Source organism: Sphaerotilus sulfidivorans (assembly GCF_013426975.1).
Taxonomy (GTDB): domain Bacteria; phylum Pseudomonadota; class Gammaproteobacteria; order Burkholderiales; family Burkholderiaceae_C; genus Sphaerotilus; species Sphaerotilus sulfidivorans.
Genome location: NZ_JACCPY010000001.1, coordinates 1 through 13,538, shown reverse-complemented (window position 1 = coordinate 13,538; position 13,538 = coordinate 1). Strand labels below are relative to the sequence as shown.

The 13,538-nt window shown below is 73.5% G+C and carries 6 protein-coding genes; all 6 read left to right on the top strand.

The features are described 5' to 3' along the window. Positions 1–47: 47 nt before the first annotated feature. On the top strand, positions 48–1,400 hold the full coding sequence (locus HZU84_RS00025; RefSeq protein WP_149502981.1) for a GAF domain-containing protein: 1,353 nt from the start codon (positions 48–50) through the stop codon (positions 1,398–1,400). 14 nt (positions 1,401–1,414) lie between these two features. Next, entirely contained in the window at positions 1,415–3,586 is a 2,172-nt protein-coding gene (locus tag HZU84_RS00020; protein WP_149502982.1) for a hypothetical protein, read from the top strand. Between the two features lie 7 nt (positions 3,587–3,593). Then, a complete protein-coding gene (locus HZU84_RS20360) occupies positions 3,594–3,719 on the top strand; it encodes a hypothetical protein (protein ID WP_257644481.1) in 126 nt (41 codons plus the stop codon). Positions 3,720–3,746: 27 nt separating this feature from the next. Then, complete coding sequence (locus HZU84_RS00015) at positions 3,747–5,531, top strand: preprotein translocase subunit SecA (RefSeq protein ID WP_180692716.1); 1,785 nt, start codon at positions 3,747–3,749, stop codon at positions 5,529–5,531. 43 nt (positions 5,532–5,574) lie between these two features. After that, positions 5,575–6,432: an efflux RND transporter periplasmic adaptor subunit gene (locus HZU84_RS00010; RefSeq protein ID WP_180692715.1), complete on the top strand. Its 858-nt coding sequence runs from the start codon at positions 5,575–5,577 to the stop codon at positions 6,430–6,432. Between the two features lie 18 nt (positions 6,433–6,450). Then, positions 6,451–13,538, top strand: a 7,088-nt coding sequence (locus HZU84_RS00005) for a putative Ig domain-containing protein (protein ID WP_180692714.1), incomplete at its 3' end; no start/stop codon positions are given.

The following is a 13,538-nucleotide window of genomic DNA, read 5'->3' as shown; positions in this document are numbered from 1 at the left end:
CGAACGGCCCGAAAGACCTGAACGGTCAGGACGGGCTGCCTCTGCCCATGCCCGCCGCCGGCTGGCTGATGGAGACGCTGGCGGCCTTTCTGCAGGCGCCGCGCGGCACCGACCCGCTGCGGGCGCTGGTGCTGCATCTGGCCGCCAGCCTGCGCTGCGACCGTGTCGCGCTGGGCCTGCGTCGACGCAGCCGCTCGGAAATCGAGGTGCTGGCGGTGTCCGACCTGGTGCGTCCAGCCGATGCCGGCGAGCTGGTGCGCGATCTTCACGCGGCGATGATGGAGGCTGCGGCCAGCGCCTGCACGCTGACCCATCCCTCGCGCCGGGCGCTGCCGCTGCATCCGGGGCTGGCGCATGTGCAGCTCGGCCGGGTGCTGGGGGCCTGCGCGGTCTGCAGCGTGCCGCTGGCGCTCGACGGGCGGGTGATCGGCGCGCTGACGCTGCAGCGCGACCTGGGCGCTCCCTTCCGCACCGAGGAGATTCTTCGGCTGGAGCAGGCGGCGCAGTTCCTGGCGCCGATGCTGCGGCTGCATCTGGCCGGGCGACGGCGGCTGGCGCTGGATGCGCTGCCGGACGGCCCGGCCTGGCTGCGTCCGCTGCGTCCGCATCTGGCCATCGGCGCGCTGGCGCTGCTGAGCGCGCTGGCGCTGCTGCCGGTCGAGCGCGAGGTGGTCGCGCCGGCGCAGGTGCGCGGGCTGCACGAGCGCCAGCTGGTGGCGCCGCGCGATGGCTTCATCGCGGTGGTCCATGCGCGCCCGGGCGTGCGCATCGCCGAGGGCCAGCCGCTGCTCGACCTCGACGGCGAGGCGGTCCGGCAGGCCCAGCGCGCCGCCGAGGCCAGCCTGAGCCAGGCCGAGACCGCGGTCAGCGAGGCGCTGGCCCGCCATGACCAGGCCCAGCTGGTGGTGCAGATGGCCCGGGTCGACGAGGCGCGGGCCCGCCTGGAGCAGGCCCGCGAGGATCAGGAGCGCAGCCGGGTGCTGGCGCCGATGGACGGTCTGGTGGTCGATGGCGACCTGAGCCGCTCGGTGGGCGCGCCGGTGCGTCGCGGCGAGGTGCTGATGACGGTGGCGCCGGCCGAAGGCTTCCGGCTGGTGCTGTGGGTCGACGAGCGCGATGTCGCCCGGGTGCGGGTCGGCTCGTCCGGCATGCTGCGGGTGGCGGCCCGGCCTGGCCAGGCGCTGGCGCTGACGGTGACCCGGGTCACGCCGGTGGCGGTGACCCGCGAGGGGCGCAACGGCTTCGAGGTCGAGGCGGCGCTGAGCGGTGCGGCACCGGGCCTGCGTCCCGGCTTCGAGGGCGTGGCCCGGATCGGGGCCGGGCGGCAGCTGCTGCTGCAGGCGCTGCTGGGCCGTCTGCCCGACAGCCTGCGCATCGGCTGGTGGACGCTGCTGGGCTGAGGCGGCACACGGCGATGCAGCCTCCAGCGATGATCGACAGCCCGCTGTGGCACCGGGTCGCCGACCTGGTGCCGCGGCTGCGGCCGACGGTGCGGGTGCGCCACCGCGGCGAGGGCGAGGCGGCGCGCCATCTGCTGGCCGACACGCTCACCGGCCGCCACCATCTGCTCGACGAGGCGGCCTGGGCCTTTGTCGGCCGCTTCGACGGCCGGCGCAGCATCGGCGAGCTGTGGCAGTGGCTGGGCGAGAACGGCCGCCAGCCGCCGACCCAGCACGAGATCGTCGAATGGCTGTCGAGGCTCGATGCCGCGGGCCTGCTGCAGTGCGATCGCCTGCCCGATCTGGCCGGTCTGCTGCGCGGACAGGAACGCGAGGAGCGGCGCCACCGCCAGGCCCGCATCAATCCGCTGTCCTGGCGGCTGCCGCTGGGCGATCCGGGGCGCTGGCTGGTGCGGCTGGATCCGCTCGGCCGGCTGCTGGCGCATCCGCTGCTGCTGCTGGCGGCGCTGCTGCTGGTGCTGCTGGGCGCCGCCCAGGCCTTGCTGGAGGGGCCGGCGCTGCTGGCCGATGTGCGCCAGCGCCTGGCCAGCCCGGTCTTCCTGGCCAGCGTCTGGGCGGTCTATCCGCTGATGAAGGCGCTGCACGAGCTGGGCCATGCGCTGGCGGTGCGGCATTTCGGTGCCGAGGTGCGCCATGTCGGCATCGCGGTGATCTATCTGCTGCCGGCGCCGTATGTGGATGCCTCGGCGGCCAGCGGTCTGGCGCGACGGCGCGAGCGCGCGGCGGTCGCGCTGGCCGGCATCGCGATCGAGCTGGTGCTGGCGGCGCTCGGCGTGCTGGCCTGGTCGGTGCTCCAGCCCGGGCCGGTGCGCGATCTGGCGCTGACCCTGGCGCTGGTCGGGGCCGGATCGACCTTGCTGGCCAATGCCAATCCGCTGGTGCGCATGGACGGCTACCACGTGCTGGCCGACCTGCTCGACCTGCCCAATCTGGCCTCGCGCAGCCGTTCGGCCTGGCTGGAGGCGCTGCGCAGCGCGCTGCTGCGCCAGCCGCGTCCGCAGCGGGCGCGGCCGGGCCGCGCGCAGCGCCTGGCGCTGGCGCTGCATGCGCCGCTGGCCTGGCTGTTCGGCGTGGGCGTGGCGGTGTCGGTGGTGCTGTGGCTGGCGCATGTGTCGGCCCTGCTGGCGCTGCTGGTGGCGGCGCTGTCGGGCTGGACGCTGCTGCTGCGGCCGCTGCTGCAGCTGATGCGCTGGCTGGCCGGCGCGCCCGAGCTGGGCGGGCGTCGGCTGCGGGTGGCGCTGCAGCTGCTGCTGCCGGGTGCGACGCTGCTGGCGGTGCTGCTGTGGCTGCCGCTGCCGCATGCCACCGTGGCCGAGGCGGTGGCCTGGATGCCGGAAGAGGCGCTGGTGCGTGCGCCCGCCGACGGCGAGATCGTCGCGGTGCAGGCGGCCGACCGGCAGCGGGTCGAGTCCGGCGCGCCGCTGCTGCGCCTGCACAGCCCGGCTCTGCAGGTCGAGCGGGCCGAGGTGCACGCGCAGCGCATCGCGCTCGAGATCGAGGCGCTGCAGCAGCAGATCCGCCATCCGGCCGGCGCCGCGCGCGCCGAGGCCCGTGCGCAGGCGCTGCAGCAGCAGGAAGACGAGCTGTCCCGGCGGCTGGCGCAGCTCGACAGTGCCAGCCGGCGTGCCGGGCAGCTGCGCTGGATCGCGCCGGAGCGGCTGGTGGCCGGGCGCATCGTCAGCCGTGGCGAGGTGCTGGGCCATGTGCTGGCCGGCGACCGGCTGATCGCCCGGGTCGCGGTGCCGGGGGAGCGGGTGGCCGACCTGATGCGCGGCGTGCAGGTGGTCGAGGTGCTGGCGCTGGAGGCGCCCGCGCGGCCGCAGGCCGGTCGCTGGGACGGGGTGCTGCCGCAGACCGCGCTGCGGCTGCCGGTGCGCGCGCTGGGCAGCAGCGGCGGCGGCGCCATCGAGGTCGATCCGGCCGATGCGGAGGGGCTGCGCACCCTCGCGCCGGTGGCGGTGATCGATGTGGAGGTGCCGGCGCTGGCGGCCGACCGGCTGGGCGGCCGGCTGAAGGTGCGCTTCGACCACGGTCCGCGCCCGCTGGGCGGCCGGCTGCTGGAGGCGTTGCAGCGCCTGGTGCTGGGCCGCTTCGGCGAGGCGGTCGACGTGCCCGCGGGCGGCTGAGCGCGCGATGCGTGCATCGCCCGCTGACGGTGGCCCGCCCCGGGTCCGGCCGGGGCCGGTCTGGGGCCCCTATCCGCTGCGCAGCGAGCCGCCGCCGCCCTGGCAGGCGCTGCGCACGCGGCTGCGCCTGTAGCGCGCACGACCGCTGTTCCTGCGCCGCTTGCAGGCGCTGGCCGGCGGGACGGCCGCCTTCGAGGATCTGGCTGCGCCGCAGTGGCGCGCCCGCCTGCGCGGCGAGGGCTTCGAGGCGGCGCTGATGGCCGAGGTGCTGCACCGGCTCGGCCTGCTGGTGCAGCGCGAGCTGGGCTTCATGCCGCATCCGCCGCAGATGCTCGCGGCCTGGGCGATGCTGCAGGGCAGCCTGGTCGAGATGGCCACCGGCGAGGGCAAGACGGTGGCCACCTTCCTGGCCGCAGCCAGTGCGGCGCTGGCCGGCGTGCCGGTCCATGTGCTGACCGCCAACGACTATCTGGCCGAGCGCGATGCCCGCCGGCTCGCGCCGCTCTACCAGGCGCTCGGGCTGAGCTCCGGCTGGATCGCCAGCGGCACCGACGAGGCCGGGCGCCGCGCCGCCTATGCCTGCGATGTCGTGCATGCGCCCGCGCGCGAGCTGGCCTTCGACCATCTGCGCGACCGGGTCGACTTCGGCCGGCCCGACGGCAGCCTGGCCTGGCAGGCCCGCGTGCAGCGCAGCGGCACGGCGCCGCGTCTGCGCGGCCTGTGCCTGGCGCTGATCGACGAGGTCGACAGCGTGCTCTGCGACGAGGCCCGCGTGCCCCTGGTGCTGGCCGCGGCTGCACCGCAGGATCTGCCCGAGCCGGTGCTGCGTCAGCTGCTGGCGCAGGCCGGTGGCTGGCGGCAGGGCATCGAGTTCGTGGTCGACGGCGCAGCGGTGAGGCTGACCCCGGCCGGACGGCATGCGCTGCCGGCGCTGGCGGCCTGTCTGCCGCGGCCCTGGTCGGACAGCCGCTGGCATGAGGACGGCCTGCTGCGGGCGCTGACCGCGCAGCACCGGCTGCAGCGCGACCGCGACTATGTGGTGCAGGACGGCGCGGTGGTGCTGGTCGATGCGCTGACCGGGCGTGCCGCGCCGGAGCGGCGCTGGTCCCGCGGCCTGCATGCGCTGCTGGCGCTCAAGGAGGGCCTGGCGCTGCCCGATGCGCAGCAGACGCTGGCGCAGCTCACCTACCGGCGGCTGTTCTCGCGCTATCACCTGCTGGGCGGTCTCAGCGGCACGCTGTCCGAGGTCGGGCTGGATCTGGCGCTGGCCTTCGGCACGCCGGTGCTGAGGCTGCCGCGCCACCGGCCCTCGCGGCTGCAGCTCGGCGGCATCCGGGTGTTCGCCGATGCGTCCGAGCGCTGGCAGGCCGCCTGCGAGCGGGCGCAGGCCCTGGCGCAGGACGGGCGTGCGGTGCTGATCGGCACCGGTTCGGTGGCCGAATCGGAGCGGATCGCGGCGCTGCTGCGCGAGCGCGGGCTGCGGCCGCTGGTGCTGCATGCGCTGCAGGGCGCGCTCGAGCATGAGGTCATCGCGCGGGCCGGTCGGCCTGGGCGCATCACGGTGGCCACCCAGATCGCCGGGCGCGGCACCGACATCGCGCTCGACCCGGCGGTCCACCGGCGGGGCGGCCTGCATGTGCTGGCCTGCGCCGACGACTTCGGTCGGCGCGCCTGGCGTCAGCTGGTCGGGCGCTGCGCCCGCCAGGGCGATCCGGGATCGGCAGAAACCCTGTTGAGCTGCGCGGAAGGCGTGCTGTTCCGGCGCTTGCCGCGCTGGCTGGCGATTACCCTCGTCGGCAGGCCGGCCGGCTCGCGCCTGACCGAGCGGCTGTGGCGCCTGGCCCAGTGGCTGGACGAGCTCGACGGCATCCGGGCCCGCCATGCGCTGCAGCGACAGGACCGCCGGCAGGCCGAGCGCATGGCCTGGAGCGGGCCGGAGGAGTGAGGCGATGAACCTGAATGCACCTGATCTACCCAAGCTGCCATCGATGACGACGCTGTTGCTGGCTGCAGTCCTGGCGGGCGCGTCAGGTCTGGCGGCGGCCGCGCCGCTGGCCTGCCTGATCGAGCCCTCGCAGGTGGTCGACATCGGCTCGCCGGTGGTCGGCGTGATCGCCAGCGTCGAGGTCGAGCGCGGCGACGCGGTGCGCCGCGGCATGGTGGTGGCGACGCTGCGCCGCGATGTCGAGCGTGCCAACCTGGGCGCGGCCACCGCGCGTTCGCAGGTCCAGGCCGAGCTGCGCGCGGCCCGTGCCGCCGCCGACCTGGCGCTCAGCAAGCTCGCGCGCGCCGAGGATCTGCGCCGGCAGAACTTCATCTCCGAGGTCGCGCTGGAGCAGGCGCGCTCCGAGGCCGAGGTGGCGCAGCGCCGCGTCGACGCGGTGCGCGAGCAGCAGCGCGCCGCCGCCAGCGACGCCGAGGCCGCACGCACCCAGTTCGCGCAGCGCGAGCTGGCCGCCACGCTCGACGGCATCGTCACCGAGCGCTTCCTGAATCCGGGCGAGCGGGTCGACGACAAGCCGATCCTGCGCATCGCCCGGCTCGATCCGCTGCGGGTCGAGCTGGTGCTGCCGCTGGCCGACATGGGCCGGCTGAAGGCGGGCGACACGATCACGCTCAAGCCCGACTATCCCGGCGCGCCGACGCGCAGTGCCACCGTCGAGCGCGTCGACCGGGTGGTCGATGCGGCCAGCCGCACTTTCCGCGCGCGGCTGACGCTGCCCAATCCGGAGCATGCGATCCCTGCGGGCGTGCGCTGCGTCGCGGACTGGGGCGATGCGAAGGCGGCGTCCGGCACCTCCGGTGCCACGCCGACGCGCGATCTGCGGCCTGCGGTGCTGCGCTGAGCCGGGCCTGTCCGTTCCATGCTGCCCAGCGGTCCGCGTCCCGGCCTCGAGGAGATCGAGCCGCGTCTGCTGTACTCGGCCGACGCGGCGCTGCTGCTGGGCGGGCTGCCGGTGGCCGACGTGCGCCAGGTCGCCTCCGCGTCGGCTGCGGCCTCCTCGCAGGACGACAGCGGCGCGCGCTGGCTGCTGGTCGATCGCCGCGCCGAGGACTGGGACCGCCTGCTGGCCGAGGCGCAGGCCTTGGATCCGTCGCGGCCGCTGCAGCTGCGCTGGGTCGAGCCGGACGAGGATGGCGCCGCGCTGCGCACCGCCGTCGGCGAGGGCGATGGCGCGCAGGCTGCGCTGGTCGCCGCCTGGACCGATGCCGACGGGCGCGCCTGGCTGGGCCGCAGCGCGCTGGATGCCGCACCACCGCCACCGTCGCCGCCGCCGGTCGCCGCCGCCTTGGCGGCCGCGGTCGAGACCGGCCCGGCCGAGGACTGGACGCTGGCCGTGCGGCGCGAGCTGGTCATCATCGACGGTCGCATCGAGGGCGCCGGGGCGCTGGCCGCCCTGTGGTGGCAGGACGAGAACAGCACCCGCACGCTCGAGGTCATCGTGACCGATCCGTCGCGCGACGGCCTGAGCCAGATCGGCGAGCTGCTGGCTGCACGTGGCGGACAGGAGGGGCTGGCGGCGCTGCATCTGGTCGGCCACGGCACGGCCGGACAGTTCTCCTTCGGCGGCGACGCGATCGACGCGGGCACGCTGGCGCGGCATGAGGCGGCGCTGCGTGCCTGGGGCCAGGCCCTGGCCGAGAACGGCGACCTGCTGCTCTACGGCTGCGACACCGGCGCGGGCTCGCAGGGCGAGGCGCTGCTCGAGGCGCTGCAGGCGCTGACCGGCGCCGACGTGGCGGCCAGCACCGACGCCACCGGCGGCAGCGCCGCCGACGCCGACTGGGAGCTGGAGGCCGCACGCGGCACCGTCGAGACGACGCTGTCCGCGCCGGCGGCCGAGGCCCTGGCGCGCTGGGAGGGGCGGCTGGCGAGCTACACCGTCACCGACTTCAGCGACAACCCGTTCTCGTTCTTCACGCTGCGTGCGGCGATCGATTCGGCCAACTCCAGTGCAGGCGCCGACACCATCACCTTCGCCAACTTCGGCGTGCCGATGACGATCGAGCTGAGCTCGATGCTGCCGACGATCACCGGCACCGTGTCGATCGACGCCTCGTCGAGCGGCGCGCCGACCGTGACGCTCGACGGCCGCTTCCTGGGGGGCGGCGCGGACGGGCTGCAGCTCTACAGCGGCTCGGACGGCAGCACCGTGCGCGGCCTGCGCATCCAGAACTTCTCGCAGGACGGCATCGACATTTCCGGCAGCGGCAACCATGTGATCGCCGGCAACTGGATCGGCCTGGACAGCCTGGGCAGCGGCGCCGCCGGCAACCAGCAGGGCGTCAACCTCTGGAACACCAGCGGCAATCGGATCGGCGGCAGCAGCGAGGCTGACCGCAACATCATTTCCGGCAACAGCGGCGTCGGCATCTACATCGGAGGTGGCTCCACCGCCAACCGCATCGAGGGCAACTGGATCGGCCTGGACAGCACCGGCGCGGCGGCGGTGGGCAACCTGAACTTCGGCATCCTGGTCGAGTCGGCCGGCAACACCCTCGGCGGCACCGTCATCGGCCAGGGCAACGTGATCGCGGCCACCGTCAACTACGACGGCATCATGCTCGGCTCCGGGGCCTCGGGCACGCTGGTCGCCGGCAACACCCTGGGCCTGAACGCGGCCGGCACCGCAGCGCTCGGCAACGCCCGCGCCGGCCTGCGCGTCGAGTCCTCCGGCAACACCCTCGGCGGTACGGGCAGCAGCGCGCGCAACATCGTCTCGGGCAACGGCGACGGCATCGTGCTGTCGGGCGGGTCGGCCAGCGGCAACCAGATCCTGGGCAACTGGGTCGGCCTGTCGGCCGCCGGCAGCAGCGCGATCGGCAACACCTTCGACGGCATCCGGCTCGAGAACGGCGCCAGCGGCAACACCCTCGGCGGCGCGAGCGCGGGTCTGCGCAATGTCATCAGCGGCAATGGCCGCGATGGCGTGCGCATCACGGATGAGAACAGCGATGGCAACGCGGTGCTGGGCAACTGGATCGGCAGCAATGCCGCTGGCACCGCAGCGCTGGGCAATGGCGGTGACGGCATCTTCATCCGCAACGGCGCCGACAGCAGCCGCATCGGCGGCGCCGCGCCGGGCGAGGGCAACTGGGTCATCGGAGCCGGTCTGGTCGGCATCAAGATCGACGGCGACTCGACCGGCACAACGATCCGCGGCAACCGCGTCGGCACCGATCTGGCCGGCACCGCCAGTCTGGGCGCGCAGCAGAACGGCATCCGGCTCGAGAACGGCGCGGCGCAGACCTCGATCGTCGAGAACACGGTGGCCTTCAGCGGCCAGGGCGGGGTCTACACCGCCGGCATCGAGCTGCTGCCTACCGCCGGCAGCAGCAACCTGATCAGTCGCAACACGCTGTATTCGAATGTCGGTCAGGACATCAACCTCGGCGTCGACGGGCTCGACGGCAACGACTCGCTCGACGCCGACAGCGGCGTCAACGACCTGCAGAACCATCCGCTGCTGAGCAGCGCGACGCTGGGCGCCGGCACGCTGCGGGTGCTCGGCCAGCTCGACAGCGCGGCCTCGGCGCTGTACCGGATCGAGTTCTTCGCCGATCCGAGCGGGCAGGGCGATGCGCGGGTCTACCTCGGCCAGACCACGGTCACGTCGGATGCCGGCGGCCGCGCCAGCATCGACGTGCTGCTCGAGGCCAGCCTGGCGGCCGGAGCGACGGTCACCGCGACGGCGACCCGGGTATCGAGCGGCAGCACCTCGGAGGCGGCCGTGCCGGTCACGGTCGCCGCACGGGCCAACACCGCGCCGGGCTTCGTCGCCGCCAGCGGCCAGGTCATCACCGCGGTCAGCGGCGGCGACGACTGGATCCGCGCGATGCAGATCCAGGACGACGGTCGCATTCTCGTCGCGGGCCATCAGCCCGGTGCCGGCGGCGCCCAGGACGTGCTGCTGATGCGCTACCGGGCCGATGGCACGCTCGACACCACCTTCGGCAGCGGCGGCCGGGTCACGGTCGCGGCCGCGAGCTTCGGCGGCACCACCGCCCAGGTCTGGGCGATGGCGGTGCAGGCCGACGGCGCGATCGTCCTGGCCGGTCAGACGACGGTCGGCGGCGTGCAGTACGCGCTGGTGCAGCGCTACCTGGCCGACGGCAGCCTCGACAGCAGCTTCTCCGGCGACGGCACCGCGCTGTGGGGCGATGTCAGCCAGTTCTGCGAGGCCAGCGCGGTCGCGATCGATGCGCAGGGGCGCATCGTGCTGGGCGGCACGGTCAGCGGCGCGACCGCGGTCGCGCGGGTGACGGTCGACGGCATGCTCGACACCGCCTTCGGCGGCGGCAACGGCTATGCCTGGGTCGATGCCGGCCTCGGTGCCGACCTGGTCGGCGCGCTGGCGATCCAGTCCGACGGCCGCATCCTGCTTGGCGGATCGGCCGGCAACGATCATGCCCTGGTGCGCTGGAACGACGACGGCACGCTGGATGCCGGCTTCGGCAGCGGCGGCATCGTGCGCACCGACGTGGCCGGCGGCTTCGACATGATCCGCGCGCTGGTGGTGCAGGACGACGGCCGCATTCTCGCCGGCGGCTATTCGACCCAGGCGGGCGGCGACATCGACTTCACGCTGCTGCGCTACCTGGCCAGCGGCAGCCTCGACACCGGCTTTTCCGGGGATGGCCGGGTGACGACCGATCTGAGCGGCGCGGACATCGTGCAGGCGATGGTGCGCGATGCCAGCGGCCGCATCGTGCTGGCCGGCTACGACGGCTCGGGTCGGATCGCGCTGGTGCGCCATCTGGCCGACGGCTCGCTCGACACCGCTTTCGGCCAGGGCGGCCTCGTGCAGCAGGCGATCGGCGCGAGTTCCGGCGCCGGTGCGCTGGCGCTGCGCCCGGACGGCCGGCTGGTGGCCGCGGGCTGGTCGTCCGATGGCACGCAGCGCGATCCGCTGCTGCTGGGGCTGCTGACCGACGGCTCGCTCGATCCGGGCGTCGGCAGCGCGGCGGCGACATTGGGCGGCACGGTGGCCTGGACCGAGGACAGCGCCGCGGTCGTGCTCGACGCCGACGTGCGCCTGAACGATGCCGATCTGGCCCAGGCCGGCAGCTACGCCGGCGCGACGCTGACGCTGGCGCGCCAGGGCGGCGCGCAGGCCCAGGACCAGCTCGCCTTCGACGGGCTGGTGGTGACCGTCAGCGGCACGGCGGTCCTCGTCGACGGGGTGCAGGTCGGCAGCTACACCTTCACCGGCGGCCAGATGCAGGTCAGCTTCGGCGCACAGGCCACGCAGGACCGCGTTGACCGGCTCGCGCGCCACATCGTCTACTGGAACAGCTCGGACGCGCCGCCCGCCAGCGTGACGATCGCCTGGACGCTGGCCGACGGCAACACCGGCGCGCAGGGCAGCGGCGGCGCGCTGGCCGGCGCCGGCAGCGTCACGGTGGCGATCACCGCGGTCAACGACGCGCCGACGCTGGCCCTGCCGGGCCGGCAGTCGACCCCGGTCGACACCCCGCTGGTGCTCGACTCCGCCTCGGGCCGGGCGCCGCAGGTGGCCGATGCCGATGCGGCGCTGCTGCAGGTCACGCTGACGAGCGATGGCCATGGTCTGCTGACGCTGTCGGGCACCACCGGCCTGAGCTTCTCGGCCGGCGATGGCAGCGCCGACACGGCGATGACCTTCAGCGGCAGCGCCGCCGCGATCAACGCCGCGCTCGACGGGCTGCGCTTCGTGCCGTCGGCGGCCTATCAGGGCAGCGCGACGATCGGCTTCTCGGTCAGCGATCTCGGTGGCAGCGGCTCCGGCGGCACGCTGACCACCACCGGCAGCGTCATCGTGGAGGTCGGCGCGCTGCGCTTCCGTGACGGCAGCGCCGGCTATGCCGGCACGCAGGACACCTACATCGACGACAGCGCGCCCGGCAGCGCCTTCGGCACCTCGACCGCCGTGCGCGCCGATGACGGTTCGCCACGCCAGACCGCGCTGATCCGCTTCGACCAGATCATCGGCAACGGTGCCGGCCAGGTTCCGGCAGGTGCCACCATCACCTCGGCGACGCTGTCGCTGTATGTGACCGAACGCGATGCCGCCGACACCGTGGTGCTGCACCGGATGCGAATCGACTGGAGCGAAAGCTCCACCCACGCTTCGCTGGTCAACGGCATCCAGGCCGACGGCAGCGATGCCGAGGCCAGCGGCATCGCCATCGATGCCGGCCTGTCGGGATGGATCAACATTTCCGGCCTGGCCGCCGCCGTCCAGGCCTGGGTGGATGGCGCGCCCAACTTCGGCTGGGCGATCGTGTCGGACGCCGCCGACACCTGGGCCTTTGCGTCCTCCGAGTCGGCCGATGTGATGCTTCGGCCTTATCTGACGGTCGCCTACACCGTGCCCCAGACCCCGGTGCTCGGCACCAGCGCCGGCGGCGCCAGCTATGTCGAGAACGCCGCGCCGGTGGCGGTCGACCCGGCGCTGACGCTCTCGGACGCCGACAGCACCCAGCTCAGCGGTGCCAGCGTCGTCATCAGCGCTGGCCATGTGGCGGCGCAGGATGTGCTGAGCTGGGCCGCGGTGACGGGCATCAGCGGCAGCTGGAATGCTGCCACCGGCACGCTCAGCTTCAGTGGCACCGCCGCTCTGGCCGATTACCGCACGCTGCTACGCTCGGTCAGCTACGCCAACAGCAGCGACAGCCCGAGCGGCACCAGCCGCACGCTGAGCTTCACGGTGACCGACACCACCGGCCTGTCCAGCGCCGCTGCCACCCGGTCGATCCAGATCTCGGCCGTCAACGACGTGCCGACGGTGACGTCTCCGATCGCCGACCAGAGCGCGACCGAAGATCAGCCCTTCAGCTTCCAGCTTCCGGCCGGGACGTTTGCCGATGTCGACGTGGGCGACTCGCTGAGCTACACGACGAGCACGCTGCCGAGCTGGCTGAGCTTCAACGCGGCGACGCGCACCTTCAGCGGCACGCCGGCCAATGCCGATGTCGGCGCGCTGACGATCACGGTGACGGCGAAGGATGGCAGCAACGCCACGGCCAGCGATTCCTTCGTGCTGACGATCGCCAACGTCAACGATGCGCCGACGGTGGCGTCTCCGATCGCCGATCAGAGTGCGACCGAAGATCAGCCGTTCAGCTTCCAGATCCCTGCAGGGACGTTTGCCGATGTCGACGCGGGCGATTCACTCACCTACACAACCAGCGCCCTGCCGAGCTGGCTGAGCTTCAACACGGCGACGCACACCTTCAGTGGCACGCCGGCGAATGGCGATGTCGGTTCGCTGACGATCACGGTGACGGCGAAGGACGGCAGCAACGCCACGGCCAGCGATTCCTTCGTGCTGACGGTGACGAATGTGAACGACGCGCCGACGGTGGCGTCTCCGATCGCCGACCAGAGCGCGACGCAAGATCAGCCCTTCAGCTTCCAGCTTCCCGCCGGGACGTTTGCCGATGTCGACGCAGGCGATTCACTGAGCTACACAACCAGCGCGCTGCCGAGCTGGCTGAGCTTCGATGCCGCGACGCGCACCTTCAGCGGCACGCCGGCGAATGCCGATGTCGGCGCGCTGACGATCACGGTGACGGCGAAGGATGGGAGCAACGCCACGGCCAGCGATTCCTTCGTGCTGACGGTGACGAACGTGAACGACGCGCCGACAGTCGCCACGCCAATCGCCGGCCAGGACGCGACCGAGGATCAGCCGTTCAGCTTCCAGATCCCTTCGGGCACCTTCGCCGACGTCGACGCGGGCGACTCGCTGAGCTACACGACGAGCACGCTGCCGAGCTGGCTGAGCTTCAATGCGGCGACACGCACCTTCAGCGGCACACCGGCCAACGCCGACGTCGGCACGCTGACGATCACGGTGACGGCGAAGGACGGGAGCAACGCCGCGGCCAGTGATTCCTTCGTGCTGACGATCGCCAACGTCAACGATGCGCCGACGGTGGCGTCTCCGATCACTGACCAGAGCGCGAC